This window comes from Clostridium sp., from assembly GCF_029258205.1.
GTDB lineage: Bacteria > Bacillota > Clostridia > Clostridiales > Clostridiaceae > Sarcina.
The window spans coordinates 1-24,427 of the sequence record NZ_JARHZJ010000024.1 but is presented as its reverse complement, the minus strand read 5'-3'; the positions used below and the strand labels follow the sequence as shown (position 1 = coordinate 24,427).

The following is a 24,427-nucleotide window of genomic DNA, read 5'->3' as shown; positions in this document are numbered from 1 at the left end:
CCACCATGAAACTTACCTTATAGCCTCTCATAAAAGCATCTAACATAATTTAAAAATCATTCTATATTTTATATTGATAACATGCTGTCTACTAATATTACTTTTGCTCTTTTGCTTCCATATTCTTTGATAAATTCTACTTTATTCATCTCTAAAACTTCTAAATCAATAAAATCTAAAAGATAATTTTCATCAATATCATCTTCTGCAACCTTTTTTATAAGTATATCAATAACCATGTCAACTTCTATACTTTCATAAAGATATTTAACAACATTTATATTATCTCCTATGAAAATTTCTAAATCTTCATAAGTATAGTTTGGTAAGAAGTTTATCGCTTCAGCATCTTCCTTAACTGAAGTTCTCATTGCTTCTAAAGTAGGATTTTTTATAAATTTAATTGCTGACCAATGATTTTTAACAGATATAAGCTGAACTTCTGGTGATGGATCTTCTATATACTTTATTGCATCATAATCCCTAGAAACAGCTATTTGTTTTAACTTTTCTGAAGGATTTTTTACAAATTGTATAGCCCATCCCTTAGTTTTAACAGCCTCTTCAACTACCCTTTCTGAAGGTTCCTTAATAAGCTTTAAGGCATTCCATAAAGATTTAACTGCTAATATACATATTTCCTCTGATGGATTTTTAATATACTCTATTGTAGTTGGATTTCTTCTTACTGCTTCCTCTTTACATTTTTCACATTGATTCTCAACATATTGAATTGTAAACGGATTTTTCTTGATAGCCTCTAACTGCATCTCTTCTGATGGATTTTCTATTTCTTTTATATATAAGGGGTTTTCCTTAATCTTTTTTAATTCTAAATTATCCATAGCATTCATAAATTACACATCCTTAATTTTATTTTTCTCTCAATAAATGCTCAATCATTTTAAAAACCAAATAATGTGTTTCTCCGTTAAAGTTGAGTAATCCTATTAATTTCAAATTATATTTATTATTATATAACAATTATTATTAAACATAAAGACATAAAATAATATTTTAAAATAAACAATAAAAATTCTTTAATAAATTAATTTATGTCTGAATATCTATATTGAAATCAACTTTAACTTAAAATAAAGTTTAAAAAAATAAAAACACCACCTTTAAATAAGGTGGCATTAAAAACTACTTTTATTTAAATATTATAAATTATACTTATCTATATCTCTTTGTACAGCTCTTAATAAATTATTAAGTTCCCAAACTTCTCCATCTTCAATAAGTTTATTTAAACTTATTTGATATCTTGAAGCCTCAGCAACTTTTCCTATTGAAATAAGATTTAATATACTATTCATTATACTGCTTATAATATCTGATTTAACCTCAAATAATGTTTGAGCATCCTTTATTTCATCTTTTATTTCAAGCATTTCTTCATCTAAAGTAAATGCTGCATCAGCTGCTCGTTTTAATTTAAATTGTATGTCCTTTGGCAGATTCTTTTTATATTTATAATTTAAAGAATGTTCTATTGTAGCCCAGAAATTCATTGCTAAAGTTCTTATTTGGAATTCAGCAAGTATATCTTTTTGTCCATCTGCCATATTTATAGGATATTTTATAACCACATGATAGCTTCTATAGCCACTTGGTTTTACATTGCTAACATAATCCTTTTCATAAAGAACTTGCATATCTTTTCTATTCCTTATAATATTGACAACAGTATCTATATCATCAACAAATTGGCACATTATTCTTATACCTGCAATATCCTCCATCTCATATTGGATTCTATCTACAGGAATACTATATTTATTTGCCTTTTCTAATATACTAGATACCTCTTTTACCCTTCCAGTTACAAACTCGATTGGAGAATATTCATTTTTTCTTCTAAATTCTTTTCTAATACTTCTTAACTTTACCTTTAATTCACTTACCGCTTGATCATAAGGAGTTAAAAAGTCTTTCCAATTTTGTATAGCCATAGAACCACCTATTTCCTAACTCTCTTAGAGAGATTTATTTAACTCTCCTCGCTCATTATACCAAAAAAAATATTAAAACTAAATATTCCAAAATCTTAATTTTACATTAAACACTCTATTAATCTAAAATTTTCATTGGATCAAAATTTATAAAATCACAACTTGTAAGCTTATACTCTATTCCATCTCTCTCTTCATTTAATACTTTACCCTTAAGTGCCATCCCATGAAGATGTCCGTAAATAACTTTATCAACGCCAAATTCTTTAAAAATATTGATAAAAGCTGAATCCTCAAATTTCTCATTTGTAGGTGGATAATGTACCATGCATATTATATTTTCATGTCCTGCCTTTTTAGCACCTTCTAAAGATAATCTTAATCTTATTTGTTCCCTATCAAAAATCTTTTTGTCCTTTTGTGTGAATTTATCAGATCCTTCACAAATCCATCCTCTACTTCCACATATAGCCCAATCTTTATATGTAAAAAAATTATTTTGTATGAACTTTGTATTTTCATACATTTTATTTAACTTAGAAATACTTCCCCACCAATAATCATGATTCCCTTTAATTATTATCTTTTTACCCGGAAGTGAATCTATCCAATCTAAATCATCTTTACTTTCATCTGATTTCATTGACCAAGAAATATCCCCTGCTATTAAAACAGTGTCTTCCTCAGTAATTTTATTATTCCAATTTTCTTTTATCTTCTCATGATGATTACGCCACTTCTCACCAAATATATCCATTGGCTTATCTGTATTAAGTGCTAAATGCAAATCAGAGATAGCATATAACGCCATATTTCATCACCTTTCATATTTCTATTTAATTTTGCATGTAATTATTAGAGAAAAAATTTCTTTAGTACACTAAAATAAATCATCTAAACTAATCTACATTTTGTCAGTAATTTATTATACACTTTTATTAATTATATATACAAGTTTCAAAGTAATAGAAATAGCCTAATAAAAACAGTGCATTAAAAATAAAAAGAGTGTACATAGAATATATTACTCTTAATAATAATTATCTAATATATTCTAATACACTCTTCCCCAAAAAGAATTATACTAAAACTATTTTATTGTAATTTTTCTTACCTCTTTTAATTAAAGCTTCAGCATTTTCAAAGTCAGCCTCTTCTAATGTCTTTTTAAAATCAGAAACTTTTTCTCCATTTAATGATAATCCACCTTGCTTAACAAGTCTTTTTCCTTCAGCTTTTGATGGAACTATTTGAGCTTCAACTAAAACATCTAAAAGTTCAGATCCTAACTTATCTTTTCCCATTTCATAAGTTGGAACATTACTCATATCTCCACCTTTTCCAAATAAAGCTTCAGCAGCTTGCTCAGCCTTTTTAGCTTCTTCTTCCCCATGTATAAGTTTAGTTACCTCAAATGCTAAAACTTTTTTAGCTTCATTTATTTGAGAACCTTCTAAACTAGAAAGTCTTATAACTTCATCCATTGGAACAAATGTTAATAATTTTAAACATTTTTCAACATCTGCATCATTGACATTTCTCCAGTATTGGTAGAACTCGTATGGAGAAGTTTTCTCTGGATCTAACCATAATGCACCATTAACTGTTTTACCCATTTTTTGTCCTTCTGAATTAGTTAATAATGTACAAGTCATGGCATATGCACTATCTTGTGATTTCTTTCTTACAAGTTCAACACCAGCTATCATGTTTGACCATTGATCATCTCCACCTAGCTCCATTTTACAATTGTATTTTTTATTTAAAACATAGAAGTCATATCCTTGCATTAACATGTAATTGAATTCTAAGAATGAAAGACCTCTTTCAAGTCTTTGTTTAAAACATTCTGCTGAAAGCATTCTGTTAACTGAGAAGTGAACTCCAACCTCTCTTAAGAATTCAACATAGTTTTGGTTTAATAACCAATCTGCATTATTAACAAGTATGGCTTTATCATCTGAAAAATCTATGAATTTCTCCATTTGCTTTTTAATACAATCAACATTATGAGCTATAGTCTCATTTGTCATCATCTTTCTCATATCAGTCTTACCACTTGGATCTCCAATTGTAGCTGTACCTCCACCAATTAAAGCTATTGGTCTATGTCCAGCCCTTTGCATATGAGCCATAAACATCATTGCAATGAAGTGTCCTACATGTAAACTATCAGCCGTTGGGTCAAATCCTATATAAAAAGTAACTTTTTCCTTTTCTAAAAGTTCTCTTGTTTCAGCTTCATGAGTAAACTGTTTTATGTACCCACGTTCCATTAACGTATCTAATACATTAGCCATTCGTTTATCCCTCCAAAAATTTTCATCCAGCTCACTTGCTGGTGCTATATTTAGCATATCATATAGTATATAGTATATCCTTTATTATATTAATTCTCAATTGATTTTTTTAAAAAATCTATGTTTATTTAATGTGCTATAAATTAAATAAACATAGATAAAAAATAAGAACTATAACTTTTAATTATAGTTTCTTATTATAACCATAGTATTAAATATGATAAACACTACAAAAATCTATATAAAACAATTTATCTTCTAAACTAGCTAAAAATTAAGCCACATATTTTTTAATATTTTCAGGCATTACTTTTACATCTCCATGAATAGTTACAAATACGTTTACATCCAACTTTTTACTCATAAGTTCTATTTTTCTCAAATAGCTTTCTAAATCCTCTAATTCTATGTCCTCCAAAATATTTGCTATACTATTAATATATATACTCTCTACATCATAATCTCTAGAAATTATCCCTTGTAAAAATCCATAAAATTGCTCATAACTACTTACACAGTAATTGTTCATAGGTATAAGTCTAACCTTTTTATTTAACTGAAGCATTCTTTTATTATCATCATCAATAAAAATAATACTTCCTTTAGACTTTTCAATTTCTTCATTAGCTAGTTTAACTAAATTTTGGCTTTTTCCAGCACCTCTTTGGTTAAAGAGTAATTGAATCATCTTTACCACCCCTTAGTAATAATTTTATAAGGTAAAAACTTACTTTATATATAATATTCTCAATAACCACCAAATATTAACCTATTATTCTAAATTTATTAAATATAAATTTAGTTATATTCTCTTTATTAATTATTATAATCTTCACCTTGTTAGTAAATATCTCCTTGAATTTTTTCTCCCTAAATTGTAATTAATTTAACATATTTGCTATATAAACTACCTGTTATTATAAACTACTGTTATTAACCTAATAAATTTCTTATTTTTAATCACAAATTTTTAATCACAAAATAAAATATAAAATAAATTAAAAACCCATAGAATAATATTATATTCCATGAGCTTTTTTTAATTGATTATATATTTATAATTATTTTGGTTTAAAGTGTATTTCCTGTAACTGTTGTGCCATCAATTTCAACATCAACATTAATATTTAAATTTGTAATGCTTATAGGATCCTTTTCCAATACCTCATCTGGATATTTTCTATAAAAAAAATTACCAACATTCACAATGTCTATATCACTTTTTTTAAAGCTTTCAAAAAAAAGTTCTAGATATTGCTTTATTACTGCCTCTTCTTCTAACTCTAAAATCTTTAAAAGTTTTTCATCAACAATAAGTCTTGATTGTGATTCTCCAATTAAACATTTAACTTTTATATCTTTATAAAGAGTTATATTTTCTCCATCATAACTTATTGATGTCTTTGTTTTTGCATTGGATATATCTAAAGTTATGAAAGTATTTGGATCTTGAGGATTCATAACTTCTAAAGTTCCTCTTTTTAAGTATCCCATTAAAAGATTATAACTCATGCCTTCCTCTGCAGTTATTCTTCTAACTAAAACTTCATTTTTTAACAAAGCTCCTCCGCTTAACTCTAATCTTTTTTCTTCCATATCATCTCTTATACTTAATGCTCCTAGAACCAATAGATTTCCATAATTGGTTCTAAGTTCTAAATAATCATTAGCATCAATAGCTATAACCCTAGGACTTTTATTCATTCTTTGAACTAAATCATCAATAAAAACACCTAAATATTCTTCATCAACAGTTACATCATTTAAAAGTTCTTCTGGAGAACCAAATAAAACAAACATATAAGGTCTAATCATGAATTCTTGATTTTTATTTATAATATCTATGTACTTTCTTATACCATTTTTAGCTGCCTTTTCTGTAAATATATATCCTTTGCATTGAGTAAAGTCTAACTTGCTACTAGAATACATATTTATATCTTTCATAGCTTCTAAAACTGTCTTCCCAGTACCTTTATATAATACTCTTCTTCCTTTATCAGAACTTTCATTTGAACTTCTATAAGGTTTTACACAATCTAAATATATATCTATATTTCCCATTTCATTTTCATCAAATATTATACTTGTTACAAAGGTAACTCTATTTATATCTTTATAATCATAGCAACCAATAAGTATGGTTGACATAAATATTATGCTTAATAAACTAGCTATAACTTTCTTTAGGTTCATTTTTACCATCCTTACCGACTATATCTTTTGATATTTCGTCTAATCTTCCTCTCATAATAATGTCTTTAAATTTATATCTATTTAAAGTCCCTAACGGGAATAAATATTGATATTCGCAACTTCTTAAATGTGCTAAGTGAGATAATAATACAACGCTTATTAAAATCACACCAGGAATTCCAAAAAAGGCAGATATAATTACTATTGCTATACTCCAAATTGATACTGCACCATAAAGCTTAGGAATTAAGAAATAACAAACGGCACTTAAAGCAACTACTACAATAGTTATCCTTGAAGCAATACCAGCACCTACAGCAGCCTCTCCTAAAATAAGCCCTGAAACCAAACTCATTGAAGTCCCTATAGGTTGAGGCAATCTCAATCCTGCTTCTTTTATTATTTGGAATAATAACATCATTATTATGACCTCTGCTACTATTGGAAATGGAACTCCAGCCCTAGCAACTGCTAACCTAAAAACAAATAAACTAGGTAAAACTGAAAAATGATGAGTAACTAATGCAACATATATTCCTGGTAAAAACATAGCAATAAAAAATGCCATCCATCTTAAAATTCTAGTAAAACTAGTAAAATATCTATTTAAATAATAATCATCTGGTGTCTGAAAATTTTCTATAAAAAAGAATGGTACTGTAAGAACAAAAGGTGTACCATCTACTATTATTGCAACTCTTCCTTCTAATAGTTTTGCTGCAACCTCATCTGCTTTTTCTGTGTATCCAACAGTATCAAATAAAGTTCTGTCCTCTCTAAGTTTAGCCTCAATATAATTAGTATCTAATATAAATTTATAATCTAAATTTTTTATCTTTTCTCTAATTTCATCAATTAATTCCCTTGGAGCTTTATTTTTTATATAAGATATGCATACTACAGTTTGAGTATCTTCTCCTACATATAAAGGCTCGAATTTTAAATTATGATTCTTTATTCTTCTTCTTAGTAATGTAACATTATCAACAAATGCCTCATTAAATCCTTCTCTAGGCCCCTTTATTACCGACTCTGTTATTGGAATTCCAACCCCTCTTCTTGTATAACCTTTGGTTTCGCAATAAATTACCTTATCAAACTTATCAAAAATTATTACTACATCTCCTGATAATACATGAAGTAATGTATCATTTTTATCCTTTGACCAATTTGTTATGTTTATATCTATAACCTTAGTCATAATGTCATTTTCATCTTTTATTCCATCCTTAACTAAGGTTAATGGTTTTACTATATACTCGCTGATGAACTGAGTAGAACATAAAACATCCATGAAAACAATAGTAGCCGATCCTAAAGCTGTATCCACCTCCCTATACTTAACATCAAAACTATCTTTTAATTTGTCTTTTAAAAAATCTAATTGTTTTTGCATTGATTTATCACCCAAAAATATTATCCGCTAGTATTATGTTTAATATTCATTTTTTTGAGAATACTAAAATTTGAAATTATAAAAGAAATGAGGTGATGTCTTTGGGAAAGCTAACTGCAAGACATTTTATATTTTTTATCATTGCTGCCATAAGTACATCTTTAGTTAACTATACATCCTTATTCATAAAAATAGGTGGAAGAGATACTTGGATTTTCACTATAATCTCTGGAATTATATTTTTCTTTGTAACTTCCTTTATTTTTAGTGTAATCTCCAAAATAGACTACTATGACTTTAAAGAAACTTGCTATATAGTTCTTGGTAAAACTTTAGGAAATATTTATATATTAATATTTTCACTAACTCTAGTATTAATTTGTATAGAATCAGCTTCTGTAAGTTCATCTTCTATAAACGTTAATATTTTTGCTCAAACTCCAATATGGTATTGTTTGTTATTCTTTGTAATAACTGTATTTTTAATAGGTAAAAATAGATTTAATAGCATACTTATAATATGTATAGTTTCTGTAAGCATTGTACTAGCAATTAATTTACTATTAGCATTATTAAACATTAAATATATAGATTACACACTTCTTCTTCCTATATTTAAGGATAGAAGAATTTCAGAATATATTCTTTGTGCTTTAACTCAATTAGGATCCTTATCAAGCTTAGCTATAGTTTTGCCTATTATTCCAAGAATAGATGATAAAAAAAACTTAAAAAAAATCTCAATAAACACAATACTTTTAACATCCATATTTTGTGCTTTGTGTGTTATTATATTAATATCAACTCTAGGTTCTTTGAGATCTGCAAATGTATTCTATCCTCAATTTGTTCAAACTCAAAGAATTTATTTTGGTGGTTTTGTAGAGAATGGAAATATTTTTGTAATGATTTCGTCTACTCTTTCTTGGGTTGTAAAATATCTAATAACTATTTTTTCATTGTATACACTTTGGAAAGATAGGATAAAATATAAACGTAATTTTATAGCATTAATTTCAGTAATAGTATATACCTTTTCTTACTTAGCTGCTAAGAATGTATACACCCTTTTTATACTATTAAAATACTATCAATACATACTTTTAATAGTGCTATTTATATTCCCTATAATCATATATATACTAGCTTATTTTAAGCGTCAGAAATTTAAATATTTAAAGTAAAAGTATTGTATTCTTTTTTCTATATGATATAATCATTATATAAAACAAAATTTAGTAGATATGTACTTTATTTCTGTCCTGTAAAATTTATTTTATTAGTTTTATAGTATAGATTTCAAACGTACCTAGTAAATTTTACAGGAGGTAAAATAAATGGAAGATAAAAATTTAGTTTGTAAAGACTGTGGAAAAGAATTCGTATTCACTGTAGGGGAGCAAGAATTCTTCAAAGAAAAAGGATTTGAAAACGATCCAGTTAGATGCCCAGCTTGCAGAAAAGCAAGAAAAGCACAAAAAATGAATAGATAATTGATAATTAACGCAAGTTTATTCATAAATTAAAAGTTCTGCACTTTGCAGAACTTTTTTCATTTCTATTTGATAAAATTAATCTTATTTGGAGATATTATATAGAGCAATCTAACTTATGATTTTTATACATAATTAAATATAATTTTATTTAAACTATATACTCATTTTTTAATATATTATGGATAGATTTTGCTTTTTATGATATATTTATGAGTATATAAAAATGAGAGAAAAGGAATGATAAACAATGTCAAATGCTGAGCACTCATCAAACTTTATAAGAAATATAATAATAGATGATTTAGATAGCAAAAAACATGATACAATAATAACTCGTTTTCCACCTGAACCTAATGGATATTTACATATAGGTCATGCAAAGTCTATAGTTTTAAACTTTGAATTAGGAAAAGAGTTTAACGGAAGAACTAACCTAAGATTTGATGATACAAATCCAACTAAAGAGGATACTGAGTACGTTCAATCTATTAAAGAAGATGTTAATTGGTTAGGTTATAACTGGAGCGAATTACATTTTGCATCAAACTACTTTGATGAAATGTATAAAAGAGCTATACTTTTAATAAAAAAAGGAAAAGCTTATGTTTGTGATTTAACTCCAGAGGAAATTAAAGAATATAGAGGTACTCTTACTGAGCCTGGTAAGGAAAGTCCATATAGAAATAGATCAGTTGAGGAAAACTTAGATTTATTTGAAAGAATGAGAAAAGGTGAATTCGAAGATGGTTCAAAAGTTTTAAGAGCTAAAATAGATATGAGCTCACCTAATATAAACTTTAGAGACCCTATAATTTATAGAATTGCTCATGCTAGTCACCATAATACAGGTGATAAATGGTGTATCTACCCTATGTATGACTTTGCTCATCCATTAGAAGATGCTATTGAAGGAATAACACACTCTATTTGTACTTTAGAATTTGCTGATCACAGACCATTATATGATTGGTTCGTTAAAGAATGTGAAATGGAAAATGTTCCAAGACAAATTGAGTTTGCAAGACTTAACATTACAAATACTGTTATGAGTAAAAGAAAATTAAAGCAATTAGTTGATGAAGGCATAGTTGATGGTTGGGATGATCCAAGAATGCCTACTGTTGCTGGACTTAGAAGAAGAGGTTATACTCCTAAATCAATAAGAAACTTCTGTAAAGCAATAGGTGTTGCTAAAGCAGATTCTACTGTTGATTCTCAAATGCTTGAGCATTTCATAAGAGAAGACCTTCAAGAAACAGCTCCAAGAGCTATGGCTGTTATAAATCCACTTAAATTAGTTATAACAAACTATCCTGAAGGAGAATCAGAAATTCTTGAAATAGAAAATAATCCTAAAGATGAATCAGCAGGTAAAAGAGCTGTTACATTCTCAAGGGAAGTTTATATTGAAAGAGAAGATTTCATGGAAAATCCACCAAAGAAATATTTCAGATTATTCCCAGGAAATGAAGTAAGATTAAAAGGTGCTTATTTTGTAAAATGCAATGAAGTAATAAAAGATGAAAATGGTGAAGTTACAGAAATCCACTGTACTTATGATCCTGAAACTAAGAGTGGAACTGGATTTACTGGAAGAAAAGTTAAAGGAACAATACACTGGGTTGATGCTAATAACTGTATTCCAGCTGAATTTAGATTATATGAACCATTAATCTTAGATGATTGTGAAGAAAATGAAGGAAAGCACTTCCTTGACCAAATAAATCCTAACTCTTTAACTATATGTAAGGGATACATTGAACCAAGCGCTAAAGATGCTAGACCTCAAGATAAATATCAATTATTTAGACATGGTTACTTTAATGTTGATCCTAATTTCACAAGTGATGATAATTTAGTATTCAACAGAATAGTTTCATTAAAGAGTTCATTTAAATTAAAATAATAAACATTAACATTTAAGGGCATATATCAAAATATTTTCTAATAAAACCTACAGTCTACTCTATTTATACTGTTTTTAAGTTTTATTATTAATATTTGATAATGCCTTTTTCTTATTTTAATCTATTTATAATATTTCCTTTAATTTATAAAATTTTACTTTTAATTATTTAAATTCTCTATTTTGAGTTAAATATTCTACATTAATGTTAATTATCAAAGAATTCTAATACAATTTATTTCTTTTAACTCTAATTCATAAAAAAAACTTCACTCTTATTGAAAATTATTATCATTTACTATTGACATTATCATCTTACTATTGTATTATAATGACATAAACTAATTGAAATTGATTTTCATTTATAATAAGAAATAAATTTACGAGGTGATATATATGAAAAAATTAAGTATTATTTATTGGTCAGGTTCTGGTAATACAGAAACTATGGCTAATTTAATAGCTGAAGGAGCTAAAGAAAATGGATTAGAAGTAAAACTTTTAAATGTTTCAGATGCTTCTACAAATGATGTTGAAGAATGTGACGTATTAGCTTTAGGTTCTCCTGCTATGGGATGCGAAGCTATAGAAGAAGGAGAAATGGATCCATTTGTTGAAGAAATTTCAGGACTTGTATCTTCAAAACCAACTCTATTATTCGGTTCATATGATTGGGGAACTGGTGAGTGGATGGATACTTGGAAAGATAGAATGGAAGACTATGGTGCACATGTAGTAAATACATTAATAGTTAATAATGCTCCAGAAGGAGAAGATATAGAAAATTGTAAAGCTGCTGGTAAAGCACTTTAATTTATTTGAAAGAAAGGTGGAAGAAGCTAAAATGAATAATGATTTCCTTAATCTCTTAGAAACTCTTAACAACGAAAAATATATGAGATCTTTTATATCATATTTAATTTCTCCTGTAATAACAGGGATTAAGCCTTCTTCCACCATTACTCTTTCAAAGCAAGGTCATAACTTATATAATCTTTGGAATATATATGGTGAAGATTTCTTAAAAGATCTTAATCTAAAGTATATATTGCTTAGAGAAACCTTAAATTCTAAGGTAATATTAATTTATGATGAAATAAATTTAATGAATACTGTATATAAAAAATCTTCCATGAATTTTTTAGAAAAATTAGGATATAGATTAAATATGAGCATAAATGATATATTATCTCATTTAATTAATAGATATGATTCATTTCATTGTCCTCATGAATTAGGTATTTTTCTCGGAATTCCAGTTAAAGATGTAGAATGCTTTATGGAATGTACCCAAAGCAAATGCCTTCTTTGTGGATATTGGAAAGTATATGAAGAAGAGAAAAAAGCCAAAGAAATTTTCGAACTTTATGATAGTTCAAAAGAAATAATAATGAATCACTTACTTTCTGGTAAGGATTTAAAGGAAGTTTATAACTTAACAAATAATGTATATAAATTTAATATTTAACTCTCATTGCTAACAAACCACTCAGATTTCTGCCATTATTTGAGTGGTTTTATTTTTGTATTATTTTTACTACCATCACAAATTCAACTTGTTTTTCATATAATCAATTTATTTCCTCATATAATACTCTAATAACTAATTATAAATTTATTTTTTAGATTGTAATTACTAATTACTTGTAAACTTATATCCAACTCCTCTTATAGTTTGTATATATTGAGGATTTTTATCATCACTTTCAACCTTTTTACGTAAATGTCTAATATGAACATCTACTGTTCTTGTTTCTCCTATATATTCATATCCCCAAATTTTATCAAGTAAAAGTTCCCTAGTTAATATATTTCCTTTATTTTTTATAAGAAGCTTTAATAACTCAAATTCTTTTAATGTTAATTCTACATTTTCATTTCCTTTTATTACTTCCCTAGTTTTAAAATTAACTACTACATTACCAAATTTAATTATATTTTCTTCTTTTTTAATATTACTTCTTCTAAGTAAAGCTTTTACTCTAGCCATAAGTTCTCTTATTGAAAATGGCTTTGTTATATAATCATCTGCTCCAAGTTCTAAGCCTAATACTTTATCAAACTCTTCACCCTTTGCTGTAATTATCATTACTGGAACATCTGAAGTTTCTTCATTTCTTCTAATTTCTTTGCATACTTCCAACCCGTCTATTTCTGGAAGCATTAAATCTAAAAGTATTAAATCAAACTTAACTTCTTTTATAATATTTAGAGCTTCAGTTCCATTAACAGCAACTTCTGTATCATAACCTTCTTTTTTTAAATTAAATTTTATAAGTTCTCTAATATGTTCCTCATCATCTACTATTAGGACTTTTTTATTTGTCATATTTGTCTCTCCTTTATCTAAAACACTCCCATATTTTATAGCTTATCACAATATTGAAAACAAAAAAAGATATACCACTTATAGATATATCTTTAAATTATTATACGAATTAAGTCAGACCTAATAAGGCAAATTTTATCTTACTTATATTTTATGCTATTATCCTAGTTCAGTCATATCACCTTTTATAGCATAAACTATATTTTCACAAACATTAGTTATATGATCACCTATTCTCTCTAAATATCTAGCAACAAATATCAATTTAACACCTTGATTTATATTGTTAGAATCTTTATGCATTGAGGCTAATAAATTTACATAAACATCATTATATAAGTCGTCAACTATATTATCCTCTAATGCTGCATCATAAGCTAATTTTGTTTCATTACTATCTAATGCATTTTTAGCAACTTTTAGCATATTTAAACATACTGATTTCATTTTAGGTATTCCTACCATTCCTGCAATATGATCTTCGTTATCTATTTTTATTGTTTCCATAGCTATATTAACTGAATAATCTCCTACTCTCTCAAGCTCCATAGCTATAGTTGATAAGGCATATATATTTCTTAAGTCTTTCGCCATAGGCTGTTTTAAAGCAGTAAGTTCAATAGATTTTTCAATGATTTTATTTCTTAAATTATCTATGTCATCATCCATTTTTATAACTTCTCTAGCAACTTCTAAATCTTTATTAACTATTGAATCTACTGATTTTTCTATAGCTAATTCGCATAGTTCCATCATTTCTTTAGTTTCAGTTTTTAATTCTTTTATACTTATTCTTAAATCCTCTATACTCATTTACTAAAATCACCTCTTATAGTTTTAACCAAATCTTCCTGTTATATAATCTTCTGTTCTCTTATCTCTTGGATTTGTAAATATTGTATTAGTATCACTAAATTCTACAAGTTCTCCATTTAAGAAAAATGCTGTTTTATCTGATATACGTGCTGCCTGCTGCATATTATGTGTTACTATTACTATAGTATATTTATCCTCAAGCTTTCTTATAAGTTCTTCTACTTTTAATGTTGATATTGGATCTAAAGCTGATGTTGGTTCATCCATAAGAATTATTTCTGGATTCATAGCTATAGCTCTAGCAATACATATTCTTTGTTGTTGACCTCCTGAAAGACCTAAGGCAGAGGATTTTAATCTATTCTTAACCTCATCCCAAATAGCAGCATTTCTTAAACTCTCTTCAACAATTTTATCTAAAACCTTTTTATCTTTTATCCCATGTATTCTTGGTCCATAAGCAACATTATCGTATATACTCATTGGAAAAAGATTAGGCTTTTGGAATACCATACCTACTTTAGTACGAAGTGCTATAACATCATCGTCCTTATATATATCTTTTCCATCAATCTTTATTTCTCCTTCAATTCTAACTATAGGAATCAAATCATTCATTCTATTTAAAGTACGAAGAAAAGTTGATTTACCACATCCTGAAGGCCCAATTAATGCTGTAACTTCATTTTCTTTTATATCTATATTAATTTTCTTTAACGCATGATTGCTTGCATAAAATAAATCTAAATCTTTTACTTGAATTTTTGTTTTCTTATCACTCATATTAATACCACCTTAAATTAATAGTTTGCCTTATTAAATTTTCTAGCTATTAACTTAGCTGAAATATTTAATGCTAGTATTATAACTATAAGAACTATTCCAACTGCAGCTGCTGTTTCTATATCTCCTTTTTCCTTTGTTACAAGGTAAGCTTGAACTGTAAGCGTTCTTGCACTTGAAAAAATTCCTTTTGGCATTTGTGCAACAGTTCCAGCGGTAAGTAATATAGCTGCTGATTCTCCTATTATACGTCCTATTGATAATATTATTCCTGAAAGTATTCCAGGCATTGCACTTGGTAATATTACTTTATATAAAGTTTGAAACTTTGTAGCACCTAATCCTAAAGATGCTTCCCTATATGATCCTGGCACAGTTTTTAAAGCCTCTTCTGTTGTTCTAATTATTACAGGTAATATTATTATTGATACTGTTAATGAACCTGCTAAAATTGAATATCCCATTTTTAAAGCCACTACAAAGAATATACCTCCAAATAATCCATAAACTATTGAAGGAATACCTGCTAAACTTTCAGTAGCAAATCTTATAAACTTAACCAATTTTCCTTGTTTAGCATATTCTTGCAAATACACAGCTCCTAAAACTCCTATTGGAGTAGCAACTAATAATGAAAGTAAAATAGTCCATAATGTTGTTACTATCATTGGTAATATTCCACCGCCACTAGCTGAATAATTACTTGTTAAGAATGTTAAATTTATTTTTTCTATGCCCTTTACAAATATGAATCCTAAAATAATTACAAGAATTCCTATAGTAAAAGCCGCTGATATCCAAACTAAGCAATTTAATATATTATCTTTAACTTTTCTCATATTTATTTACCGCCCTTGTTAGAAAGTTTACTAAGCACTAAGTTTAATATTAATATGAATGTAAATAATACTACTCCTGTTGCAAATAGCATTTCTTGATGAGTTCCAAATGCATACCCCATTTCTAAGGCTATATTAGTTGTAAGTGGTCTTACACTATCCATTATTGAACTTGGAATAACAGGAGTATTCCCTGCTACTAATATAACTGCCATCGTCTCTCCAATTGCTCTACCTATTCCTAATACTACTCCTGTCATTATTCCTGATTTTGCAGCTGGTACAATAACTTTAAATATTGTTTCAGTCTTTGATGCTCCTAAAGCTAATGATCCTTCTTTATATGCATTAGGAACAGCCCTTATAGCAGTCTCTGATACTGTTATTACCGTTGGTAACATCATTATTGCTAATACTATTATTACAGCTAACAAACTTTGTCCTTTAGGTAAATTAAACACATCTTGTATAGTAGGAACTATTATTGCTAATCCAAATACTCCATATAAAACAGAAGGTATTCCAGCTAAAAGTTCTACTGCCCCTGACATAATCTTTGCTATCTTCTTTGGCGCTATCTCTGCTATAAATATTGATGTTAATATTCCTACAGGAACACCTATTAATAAAGCTCCTACTGTAGCACCTAAAGAAGCTACAATCATAGATAATATTCCATATTTATTTGCACTCGGTATCCATTTTGTACCAAATATAAAATCCCAGAAAGAATATCCTTCTACTATGAATGGTCTTAACCCCTTGTAAAAAACAAATCCTATTATTAAAAGTAAACTTATTACAGCTACTGAAGCACTAATTAAAAATATCTTTTCAGTTAAGCTTTCTATGAAATATTTACTTTTATTATTCTGATTTTTAGCTTCCATATTTACCTCCACCTTAAAATAATCTCCAATAAATATATCTTTAGCATTTTTTCTTAAATTAATTCTCTTTAACAAGTAAGCCTTAAGTTACACTTATTAATCCATCTTCTTCAACTATTTCTTGCCCTTCTTTACTCATTATGAAATCTATAAATTTCTTTGAATTTTCATTTAAACTTTCCTCTTTATATACTAATAAAAAAGGTCTTGATAGCTTGTAAATTTTATTTTTTACATTTTCAGCTGTAGGTTTTACTCCATCAACACTAACTGCATGAACTGAATTATCTACATAACTAAAAGATATATATCCTATTGCATTCTTATTTCCTGCTACCATTGTTTTAATACTTCCAGAACCATCTGATATCTGAGCCTGTGGGCTTATTTCCTCTGAATTAAATCCAACAGTTTCTTGGAATGAATCTCTTGTTCCTGAGCCATCTTCTCTTGACACTAATACTATTGGAGCTTCCTCTCCACCAACCTCTTTCCAGTTTGTTACTTTTCCTGTATATATATCTTTAATCTGCTCCATTGTAAGATTTTGTACTGAATTTTCATTATTAATTATTACTGACATTCCATCATAGGCAATAGATTTTTCTTTAATTCCAGATTCTAATTCCTTGTCCTTTAAATCTCTTGAAGAAATTCCTATCTCTACAGTTCCATTTATAGCATCTTTTATTCCTGCTGATGATCCTAATTGATTTACTTCAACAGTAATACTTGGCATCTCTTTTTTAAAAACCTCTGCCTCAGTCTCTATTAATGGACCAACTGAGCTTGAGCCTGAAATTTTTATTATATTATCTCTTCCTCCTCCACATCCTGTTAATAAAAAGCCCATTGCTAAAATACTACTTAATGCAATTACTACTTTTCTCCTATTCATTTTTCCCTCCGCTTATATATAAATTTAATATACATTTAAAATCTAATAATTTATTTTTATTTAATTTTATATTTTTATTTTTCTTACAAGATTAATCTTATTTCTCTTAGGTTAAGTGAATATTATTTCTATGTTAAATCTATGTAAAAAAATCCTAAGAATACAAATATATTATTCTTAGGATTAAATGTATATTAAATATATAAACGAACTATTTTACTTTTATTAAGTGCTCCTTAGCTACTATATCTTGCCCTTCCTCACTTAATATGAAATCTATAAAACTCTTACCTGATTCTGTTAAATTATCTTCCTTATAGACTACTAAGAAAGGTCTTGAGAGTTTGTAAGATTTATTTAAAACATCTTCTGGTGTTGCTTCAACTCCATCAACTTTTAATGCATTTACACTATCATCAATGTAACTAAATGATATATATCCTATTGCATTTTCATTGCCTTGAACTAATGACTTAATATTTCCTGATCCATCTGATATCTGAGAATTAACAGTTAAATTTTCTGCTTTAAATCCTACTATTTCTTGAAAAGCATCTCTTGTTCCTGAGCCATCTTCTCTAGAAACGATCACTATAGGAGCATCATTTCCTCCAAGTTCTTTCCAGTTCGTTATCTTACCTGTATATATATCTTTTATTTTAGCTAATGTTAAATCCTTTACTGGATTATTTTTATGTGTTATTAAAGCTATTCCATCATAAGCTATTTCTACTTCTTTAAGCCCAGATTGTTTTTCTTCTCCTTTGAGGTCACGAGAAGACATTCCTATTTCTGAAATTCCATCTATGACATTTTTAATACCTGCTGATGATCCTATTTGATTTATTTCTATAGATATATCTGGTTTCTTAGTCTTAAAAGCCTCTGCCTCAATTTCCATAACAGGTCCTACAGAAGTTGATCCAGATATACTAACTGTATTTGTAGATTTTGTTTCACTTCCTCCTAAATTACATCCTACCATGGCTGTGGTACCTACAAATATAGTACCTATAATTGCTATTAATCTCTTTTTAAACATATTTAAATTCCCTCCAAAATCTCAGTTAATATTTGATATTTAGTACACTCTTATATTATCTTTCCAATGTTAAAAGGAAATTATGCCAAGGTTAAGTACATGTTAATAAAAAAATAAAGGATAAAATAGATTTAAAATCCATTTTATCCTTTCAGGACTATTAACACTTATAATAAAAGTTATGAATTAAGTGCTAAAATACTAACTTAATTATTATTTAATAATTTTAGCTATATTTACAAGCCTTAGAAATGCATATTCAAAGAATTCTTTATAGCTTTGACAATAGTAGTTTAGATCTAAAGCTGAATCTTCCTTTGAATCTCTGCATCTTCTACACCCACCTTTACAAATACTAAACCACTTACATTTTTGGCATTCTTCATGAACTTTAAAGGATGATTTTATAAAATCATGATTTTTATCGGTTTCAAATAATTCTTTCATTGTCATCTTTTGTATATTGCCTAACCTCCATTTGTCTAAAACATAAAAGTCACAAGGATAAACACTTCCATCACTTTCTACAACAAATTGACAGGTACATGTCCCATTCATTCCACAAGATGATGACTTTCCTAATAAAATTGTTTCTAGTAAACCATCAAAATATCTAATACTTATCTTATTTCCATTTATAAAATCTTTATGCCACAAGTCAAATAAATCCTTTAAAAATTTAGTATAATCCTGTGGCTTTAAAGAATAATTATATTTACCTTTTTCTTCATACAATGGATCAAGACAATTTATAAATTGAATAAATTTAAAATCTTTTTCCTTAAAATATCTATATACTTTCTTTACATGCCTAGCTGTATTAGAGGTTACAACGCATAATATATTAAATTCAACCTTATACTTTTTAAATAACTCTACTGCTCTTTCTACTTTACTAAATGTATCTAAACCATGAAAATCTTTTCTATTTAAATTATGTATTTTCTTAGGTCCATCCATAGATAGACCTACAAGAAATTTATTTTCACTTAAAAATTTTGCCCAATTTTCATCTATTAAAGTTCCATTTGTTTGCAAACTATTATATATTTTTAAATTTTTATAATTATATTTTTTCTGAAACTCAATTAGCTTTTCAAAAAATTCCAATCCTGCTAAAGTAGGTTCTCCTCCTTGAAAAGCAAAACTACAATGTCCATCAGCTTCATTCAAAACTCTTTTTACCATACTTTCTAAAACTTCATCTCTCATAATGCCATAGTTCTTAACATTTCTATTATCACTTAAAGAATGATAAAAACAATAATTGCATTTTAAATTACATCCACTTGAAGCTGGCTTAATAAGCAAACTTAATGGTGGCATCCCAATTCCCCCTCTTACCTTTCCATCTAACTTAATAGTTTTTAATTTATTATTCCTACAATAATTAAACTACCTAATATCAAAATATATAAAATCAATCTAATAACCATAAATCTTACTTTGTTCTTCCTGCTAAAAATAAAGTTTCCTCAAACCACTTAACAAATTATTCATTTTCTTTATTATATCATTTTTACAAATTAAAGGAAATAATAACTTTATTATATAAAAAAGTTCACTAGATATAAGCGAAGTAATATTTGAATAAGTGATTAGAATTTCAATAATTACTAAGCTATATATAGTGAACTTTACTTAATAGAGTTTTTAATTCCTATCTTGGAATTAATCCTATTTTCTTTTGCATCTTTCTAAGAGTTTTCATTGCAACATAATTTGCTTTTTCTGCACCCTTTTTGTATATTTCCTCTAAAGCTTTTTTATCTCCTAATAAAGCTTTAACTTTTTCTTGTACTGGAGCTAATTCTTCGACTATAGCTTCTGCCACATCATTTTTAAATTCAGCATATCCTTTACCATTGTACATTTTTACAACTTCCTCTGGAGTATATCCTTTTATTGCACAAAGAATATTTATTAAATTTTTAACTCCTGGCTGTTCATCAGTATAATTTACAACACCAATACTATCTGTTACGGCTCTTGAAATTTTCTTTCTTATAACATTAGGTTCATCCATTATTAATATGAAACCATTTGGATTAGAATCTGACTTAGACATCTTTTTACTTGGATCTTGTAAATCCATTATCTTTGCACCCTCTTTTGGAACATATCCCTCTGGTATAGTGAATGTTGGGCTATAAGAATTGTTAAATCTAGTACCAATGTCCCTAGCAAGCTCTAAATGTTGCATTTGATCTTTTCCAACTGGAACAAGATTTGCATTATATAAAAGTATATCAGCAGCCATAAGAACTGGATAATTAAATAATCCTGCTCCTATTGAATCTCCCATTTTCTTTGATTTATCTTTATATTGAGTCATTCTGCTTAATTCACCCATATATGAATTACATGTTAAAAGCCATGAAGCTTCTGAATGAGCTGGTACATGTGATTGTATAAACAATGTATTTTTTTCAGGATTTATTCCTGATGCTATATATATGGCTAAAACTTCTAAAGTTCTTCTTCTTAAATCTGCTGGTAATTGTTTTACTGTTATGGCATGTAAATCAACAACGCAGAAATAACAATCATATTCATCTTGTAATTTAGTCCAATTTTTTATAGCACCCAAGTAGTTTCCTAATGTTAAATCACCTGATGGCTTTATTCCACTAAAAATAATTTTTTTATTATCTTCCATTAGTTTTTCTGATGCTTCCTAAAAATTAAGCATCAGATTCACCTCCCTTGTTTTAATAATATATTAATTAAATTTCATCTCTTAATTAAAACTTTAAATTATATTTTTAAGTAAAAAAGTCCTATAAGTCATAAGACTTATAGGACGAATATATCGCGGTACCACCTAATATTACAAAGAAAATTCTTTATATCTCTTTCTTGTAACGTAAGAATTACGATTTAGAATACTAAACTTCATCTAAACATCTCAAAGATCCATTCAACTTAAGCATAACTATCATACTTCCAGCAAACATATGACTCTCTTAAAGTTTGTTTTTAAGTTTACTAATTCTTGTCATTGATATTTTATATTAAACTTTAATGTTATTTTATCATTTTTTAACCTTTAGTCAAGATTATTTATTTTTCTAATTATTAACAAGATGAAATTTATAAATGTTCACACCACCCCAATTTTAACATTGTTTTAATATTAACCCTATTTTTTTATTAAATTATCAATTTTATATTTTTATAATTTTATATGTAAAATATTTTTGTTGATTTTTCTTAACACTATGATAATATAGTAGTATAACTTTAAAAAATAAAATAAAAATTTTAATCAAAGAATATTAACAAAATACTATATAAAATTTTATAAAATCAAATTATAATTCATATGTTTTTAAGATTATTTATGCATTATAAATTAAATAATAACTTAAAATTAAAATGTTAATTTGATTGTTTAAGAAAGATGGGGTGTATATTATGAATAACAAAAAATCAGATTTTTTAGTAATCGGCTTTGCACTATTTTCAATGTTTTTGGGGGCTGGTAACCTTATTTTCCCACCTTTATTAGGAAGAAATTTAGGTGCAGATTACTATTTAGGAATTATAGGATTTATAATAACTGGAGTTGGAGTGCCACTACTTGGTATATTATCTTCAATGAGAGTTAATGGTAAATTTGAATTATTCGGAGATAAAGTAGGTAAAAAATTCTCATTAATATATTCAATAGCATTATTTATACTTATCGGACCATTATTAGCTATTCCTAGAACAGCAGCTACTACATTTGAATTAGCATTTGCTCCTAACTTTGCTAATATAAATTACTTCGCAGTAATAGTTGTTTACTTTTTAGTTAATTTAATCTTTGTATTAAAGCCATCAAAAGTTATAGATGTTTTAGGTAAATTTTTAACTCCTGTATTATTAGCAATATTATTCTTCTTAATAGCTAAAGGAGTTATTAGTCCAATAGATTCTTTAACAAAATCATATACTCCTGATGCTCTTTTTACATCATTACTTGAAGGATATCAAACAATGGATGCAATTGCAGCTGTAATATTCTCTTCAATAATATTAGGTTCAATAAAAGCTAAAGGATATACTGGTAAAGATAGCTTTAAATTACTTATTAAAGCCGCAGTTATTGCAATTGGAGGACTAGCAATAATTTATGGTGGATTAATCTTCCTTGGTGCTCATACTGGAGATCAAGCTTTAGGTTTATCAAATTCTCAATTATTACTTTTTATTGCTGAAAGTATTCTAGGACATGCAGGTGCAATATTAATAGGTGTATCAATGGCATTAGCTTGTTTAACAACTTCAATAGGACTGCTTTCTGCTGGTGGAAGCTTCTTTGAAAGAGTTTCTAATGGTAAATTACCATATAAATTTAATGTTTTAGTAATGACAGTAACTAGTATATTAGTTGCTAGTATGGGATTAGATAAGATAATATCATTATCAGCTACTTTACTTGGAGTAATCTACCCAGTAACAATAGTTCTTATATTATTAAATTTATTCCATAAGAGAATAACTAATCCACTTACTCATAAAGTTACTGTATATGTTACTTTAATAGTTAGTATATTAATAACAATAGGTAATTTTATACCTGGAGTAACAAACTTAGTTTCTCTTCTTCCACTATACTCTAAAGGATTTGGTTGGATATTACCTGCTTTAGTAGGATTTATAATAACAGTAATTATTCCTAAAAGAGAAACTGCTACAGCTTAGATTATAAAATATAAGAATATTTATCAAAAATCATATTTGATAAATATTCTTTTTTTATGTATAAATATTTCTGTTTTAAACTATATTTTAAACAAAATATCCTTTCTTTCACTTTAATATTCTTATAATTAATATTGGTATTATTTTTTAAATTCTAATAATCTTATCCATAACTTTACAACTTATACAATAGAATGATAAAATTATTTTATAATTAAAAAAAGGGAGGATGCTTATATTGGCAAGAAAAATTAATAAAAAAATGAGTTCAAAAAAGTCTACTAAGAGTCGCAAATTAATAATAACTCTTTCAATCATTGGACTTTTAATAGTTGGATTAGTTGGTGGTGTTGCTACTTATGGATTAACTATGCTTGGAAAAATCAATAAAGTTGATTTAAATGAAGAAAATTTAGGAATTGATAAAAATATCGATGAAAAGCTTTCTAAATATGATGGAATAACTAATATAGCTTTATTCGGAATTGATGCAACCGATGGTAATACAGGTAGATCAGATGCTATAATGATCGCTACAGTTGACAAGGTACATAATAAACTTAAATTAACTTCAATAATGAGAGATTCTTATGTAGACATTCAAGGACATGGAAAAGATAAAATCAACCATGCATATGCTTTTGGAGGACATGAATTAGCCTTAAAAACTTTAAATGAAAACTTTGATTTAAATCTCAAAGATTTTGCTACAGTTAACTTCTCATCATTACCTAAAATAATTGACTCTATTGGTGGAATTGATTTAGATATCAGAAATGATGAGCTTCAATATATAAATAACTATATTAATGATCTTAACGCTTTAAATAAAACAAATGTATCTAACATAACTTCTGCTGGTACTCAGCATGTTAATGGAACTCAAGCC

The 24,427-nt window shown here is 27.3% G+C and carries 23 protein-coding genes and 1 other annotated feature; of the genes, 7 read left to right on the top strand and 16 right to left on the bottom strand.

Annotated features, from left to right (window positions below; translation table 11 throughout):
* Nucleotides 1–68 precede the first annotated feature (68 nt).
* The 7 genes from Q1J60_RS03115 to Q1J60_RS03085 form a co-directional block, all read right to left on the bottom strand.
* Complete coding sequence (locus Q1J60_RS03115; RefSeq protein WP_300258371.1) at nucleotides 69–854, bottom strand: hypothetical protein; 786 nt, start codon at nucleotides 852–854, stop codon at nucleotides 69–71.
* A gap of 309 nt (nucleotides 855–1,163) precedes the next feature.
* Nucleotides 1,164–1,955 carry a GTP diphosphokinase gene (gene yjbM, locus Q1J60_RS03110; protein WP_300258369.1) on the bottom strand — a complete coding sequence of 264 codons (792 nt, stop codon included), beginning with the start codon at nucleotides 1,953–1,955 and terminating at the stop codon, nucleotides 1,164–1,166.
* A gap of 118 nt (nucleotides 1,956–2,073) precedes the next feature.
* Nucleotides 2,074–2,766, bottom strand: coding sequence for a metallophosphoesterase (locus tag Q1J60_RS03105; RefSeq protein WP_300258366.1), 693 nt, complete (start codon nucleotides 2,764–2,766; stop codon nucleotides 2,074–2,076).
* Nucleotides 2,767–3,034: 268 nt separating this feature from the next.
* Nucleotides 3,035–4,255: a tyrosine--tRNA ligase gene (gene tyrS / locus Q1J60_RS03100; protein WP_300258363.1), complete on the bottom strand. Its 1,221-nt coding sequence runs from the start codon at nucleotides 4,253–4,255 to the stop codon at nucleotides 3,035–3,037.
* A gap of 274 nt (nucleotides 4,256–4,529) precedes the next feature.
* Complete coding sequence (locus tag Q1J60_RS03095; RefSeq protein WP_300258360.1) at nucleotides 4,530–4,943, bottom strand: hypothetical protein; 414 nt, start codon at nucleotides 4,941–4,943, stop codon at nucleotides 4,530–4,532.
* 383 nt (nucleotides 4,944–5,326) lie between these two features.
* Nucleotides 5,327–6,451 (bottom strand): Ger(x)C family spore germination protein, encoded by a 1,125-nt coding sequence (locus Q1J60_RS03090; protein ID WP_300258357.1) that lies wholly within the window; start codon nucleotides 6,449–6,451, stop codon nucleotides 5,327–5,329.
* On the bottom strand, nucleotides 6,426–7,847 hold the full coding sequence (locus tag Q1J60_RS03085) for a spore germination protein (RefSeq protein WP_300258354.1): 1,422 nt from the start codon (nucleotides 7,845–7,847) through the stop codon (nucleotides 6,426–6,428). Before Q1J60_RS03085 ends, Q1J60_RS03090 begins: the two co-directional genes overlap by 26 nt.
* A 95-nt stretch (nucleotides 7,848–7,942) precedes the next feature.
* On the opposite strand from Q1J60_RS03085, the gene Q1J60_RS03080 reads away from it, so the two are divergent.
* The 5 genes from Q1J60_RS03080 to Q1J60_RS03060 all read left to right on the top strand — a co-directional run bounded on the left by Q1J60_RS03080 (nucleotide 7,943) and on the right by Q1J60_RS03060 (nucleotide 12,717).
* On the top strand, nucleotides 7,943–9,031 hold the full coding sequence (locus Q1J60_RS03080) for a GerAB/ArcD/ProY family transporter (protein WP_300258351.1): 1,089 nt from the start codon (nucleotides 7,943–7,945) through the stop codon (nucleotides 9,029–9,031).
* 153 nt (nucleotides 9,032–9,184) lie between these two features.
* Nucleotides 9,185–9,340, top strand: a complete 156-nt coding sequence (locus tag Q1J60_RS03075) for a zinc-ribbon domain-containing protein (RefSeq protein ID WP_003452998.1) — start codon at nucleotides 9,185–9,187, stop codon at nucleotides 9,338–9,340.
* A 250-nt stretch (nucleotides 9,341–9,590) separates the two neighbouring features.
* Nucleotides 9,591–11,249 carry a glutamine--tRNA ligase/YqeY domain fusion protein gene (locus Q1J60_RS03070; RefSeq protein WP_300258348.1) on the top strand — a complete coding sequence of 553 codons (1,659 nt, stop codon included), beginning with the start codon at nucleotides 9,591–9,593 and terminating at the stop codon, nucleotides 11,247–11,249.
* 396 nt (nucleotides 11,250–11,645) lie between these two features.
* On the top strand, nucleotides 11,646–12,062 hold the full coding sequence (locus tag Q1J60_RS03065; protein ID WP_300258345.1) for a flavodoxin: 417 nt from the start codon (nucleotides 11,646–11,648) through the stop codon (nucleotides 12,060–12,062).
* A gap of 31 nt (nucleotides 12,063–12,093) precedes the next feature.
* The gene (locus Q1J60_RS03060; RefSeq protein ID WP_300258342.1) at nucleotides 12,094–12,717 is read left to right on the top strand and encodes a DUF3793 family protein; all 624 of its coding nucleotides are present in this window, start codon (nucleotides 12,094–12,096) and stop codon (nucleotides 12,715–12,717) included.
* A gap of 168 nt (nucleotides 12,718–12,885) precedes the next feature.
* Here the strand turns inward: Q1J60_RS03060 and Q1J60_RS03055 are convergent, their stop codons facing one another.
* The 9 genes from Q1J60_RS03055 to trpS all read right to left on the bottom strand — a co-directional run bounded on the left by Q1J60_RS03055 (nucleotide 12,886) and on the right by trpS (nucleotide 21,505).
* Entirely contained in the window at nucleotides 12,886–13,578 is a 693-nt protein-coding gene (locus tag Q1J60_RS03055; protein ID WP_300258341.1) for a response regulator transcription factor, read from the bottom strand.
* 159 nt (nucleotides 13,579–13,737) lie between these two features.
* Complete coding sequence (gene phoU / locus Q1J60_RS03050) at nucleotides 13,738–14,391, bottom strand: phosphate signaling complex protein PhoU (protein WP_300258338.1); 654 nt, start codon at nucleotides 14,389–14,391, stop codon at nucleotides 13,738–13,740.
* A gap of 24 nt (nucleotides 14,392–14,415) precedes the next feature.
* A complete protein-coding gene (pstB, locus tag Q1J60_RS03045) occupies nucleotides 14,416–15,177 on the bottom strand; it encodes a phosphate ABC transporter ATP-binding protein PstB (RefSeq protein ID WP_300258335.1) in 762 nt (253 codons plus the stop codon).
* Nucleotides 15,178–15,194: 17 nt separating this feature from the next.
* Entirely contained in the window at nucleotides 15,195–16,016 is an 822-nt protein-coding gene (gene pstA / locus Q1J60_RS03040) for a phosphate ABC transporter permease PstA (RefSeq protein WP_300258332.1), read from the bottom strand.
* Nucleotides 16,017–16,018: 2 nt separating this feature from the next.
* Nucleotides 16,019–16,906, bottom strand: a complete 888-nt coding sequence (gene pstC, locus Q1J60_RS03035) for a phosphate ABC transporter permease subunit PstC (RefSeq protein WP_300258329.1) — start codon at nucleotides 16,904–16,906, stop codon at nucleotides 16,019–16,021.
* 82 nt (nucleotides 16,907–16,988) lie between these two features.
* Nucleotides 16,989–17,804: a phosphate ABC transporter substrate-binding protein gene (locus Q1J60_RS03030; RefSeq protein ID WP_300258326.1), complete on the bottom strand. Its 816-nt coding sequence runs from the start codon at nucleotides 17,802–17,804 to the stop codon at nucleotides 16,989–16,991.
* A gap of 211 nt (nucleotides 17,805–18,015) precedes the next feature.
* Entirely contained in the window at nucleotides 18,016–18,846 is an 831-nt protein-coding gene (locus tag Q1J60_RS03025) for a phosphate ABC transporter substrate-binding protein (protein WP_300258324.1), read from the bottom strand.
* 213 nt (nucleotides 18,847–19,059) lie between these two features.
* A complete protein-coding gene (locus Q1J60_RS03020) occupies nucleotides 19,060–20,172 on the bottom strand; it encodes an anaerobic sulfatase maturase (protein ID WP_300258321.1) in 1,113 nt (370 codons plus the stop codon).
* Nucleotides 20,173–20,506: 334 nt separating this feature from the next.
* A complete protein-coding gene (trpS, locus tag Q1J60_RS03015) occupies nucleotides 20,507–21,505 on the bottom strand; it encodes a tryptophan--tRNA ligase (protein ID WP_300258318.1) in 999 nt (332 codons plus the stop codon).
* A gap of 137 nt (nucleotides 21,506–21,642) precedes the next feature.
* Nucleotides 21,643–21,857: a binding site (T-box leader), on the bottom strand.
* Between the two features lie 406 nt (nucleotides 21,858–22,263).
* Here trpS and brnQ point away from each other — a divergent pair.
* Both brnQ and Q1J60_RS03005 read left to right on the top strand, forming a co-directional pair.
* The gene (gene brnQ, locus Q1J60_RS03010) at nucleotides 22,264–23,538 is read left to right on the top strand and encodes a branched-chain amino acid transport system II carrier protein (RefSeq protein WP_300258315.1); all 1,275 of its coding nucleotides are present in this window, start codon (nucleotides 22,264–22,266) and stop codon (nucleotides 23,536–23,538) included.
* Nucleotides 23,539–23,776: 238 nt separating this feature from the next.
* Nucleotides 23,777–24,427 (top strand): LCP family protein (locus Q1J60_RS03005; protein ID WP_300258312.1); only part of this gene is annotated, 651 nt, incomplete at its 3' end.

Bases quoted from the DNA above. Each gene is read 5' to 3' on its own strand.
- Q1J60_RS03085 (WP_300258354.1), bottom strand. From the start codon at position 7,847: ATGCAAAAACAATTAGATTTTTTAAAAGACAAATTAAAAGATAGTTTT.
- pstA (WP_300258332.1), bottom strand. From the start codon at position 16,016: ATGAGAAAAGTTAAAGATAATATATTAAATTGCTTAGTTTGGATATCA.
- trpS (WP_300258318.1), bottom strand. From the start codon at position 21,505: ATGGAAGATAATAAAAAAATTATTTTTAGTGGAATAAAGCCATCAGGT.
- Q1J60_RS03095 (WP_300258360.1), bottom strand. From the start codon at position 4,943: ATGATTCAATTACTCTTTAACCAAAGAGGTGCTGGAAAAAGCCAAAAT.
- Q1J60_RS03090 (WP_300258357.1), bottom strand. From the start codon at position 6,451: ATGAACCTAAAGAAAGTTATAGCTAGTTTATTAAGCATAATATTTATG.
- pstB (WP_300258335.1), bottom strand. From the start codon at position 15,177: ATGAGTGATAAGAAAACAAAAATTCAAGTAAAAGATTTAGATTTATTT.
- Q1J60_RS03020 (WP_300258321.1), bottom strand. From the start codon at position 20,172: ATGCCACCATTAAGTTTGCTTATTAAGCCAGCTTCAAGTGGATGTAAT.
- Q1J60_RS03115 (WP_300258371.1), bottom strand. From the start codon at position 854: ATGAATGCTATGGATAATTTAGAATTAAAAAAGATTAAGGAAAACCCC.
- Q1J60_RS03030 (WP_300258326.1), bottom strand. From the start codon at position 17,804: ATGAATAGGAGAAAAGTAGTAATTGCATTAAGTAGTATTTTAGCAATG.
- Q1J60_RS03055 (WP_300258341.1), bottom strand. From the start codon at position 13,578: ATGACAAATAAAAAAGTCCTAATAGTAGATGATGAGGAACATATTAGA.
- Q1J60_RS03065 (WP_300258345.1), top strand. From the start codon at position 11,646: ATGAAAAAATTAAGTATTATTTATTGGTCAGGTTCTGGTAATACAGAA.
- brnQ (WP_300258315.1), top strand. From the start codon at position 22,264: ATGAATAACAAAAAATCAGATTTTTTAGTAATCGGCTTTGCACTATTT.
- Q1J60_RS03070 (WP_300258348.1), top strand. From the start codon at position 9,591: ATGTCAAATGCTGAGCACTCATCAAACTTTATAAGAAATATAATAATA.
- tyrS (WP_300258363.1), bottom strand. From the start codon at position 4,255: ATGGCTAATGTATTAGATACGTTAATGGAACGTGGGTACATAAAACAG.
- phoU (WP_300258338.1), bottom strand. From the start codon at position 14,391: ATGAGTATAGAGGATTTAAGAATAAGTATAAAAGAATTAAAAACTGAA.
- Q1J60_RS03105 (WP_300258366.1), bottom strand. From the start codon at position 2,766: ATGGCGTTATATGCTATCTCTGATTTGCATTTAGCACTTAATACAGAT.
- Q1J60_RS03080 (WP_300258351.1), top strand. From the start codon at position 7,943: ATGTCTTTGGGAAAGCTAACTGCAAGACATTTTATATTTTTTATCATT.
- Q1J60_RS03025 (WP_300258324.1), bottom strand. From the start codon at position 18,846: ATGTTTAAAAAGAGATTAATAGCAATTATAGGTACTATATTTGTAGGT.
- yjbM (WP_300258369.1), bottom strand. From the start codon at position 1,955: ATGGCTATACAAAATTGGAAAGACTTTTTAACTCCTTATGATCAAGCG.
- Q1J60_RS03075 (WP_003452998.1), top strand. From the start codon at position 9,185: ATGGAAGATAAAAATTTAGTTTGTAAAGACTGTGGAAAAGAATTCGTA.
- Q1J60_RS03060 (WP_300258342.1), top strand. From the start codon at position 12,094: ATGAATAATGATTTCCTTAATCTCTTAGAAACTCTTAACAACGAAAAA.
- pstC (WP_300258329.1), bottom strand. From the start codon at position 16,906: ATGGAAGCTAAAAATCAGAATAATAAAAGTAAATATTTCATAGAAAGC.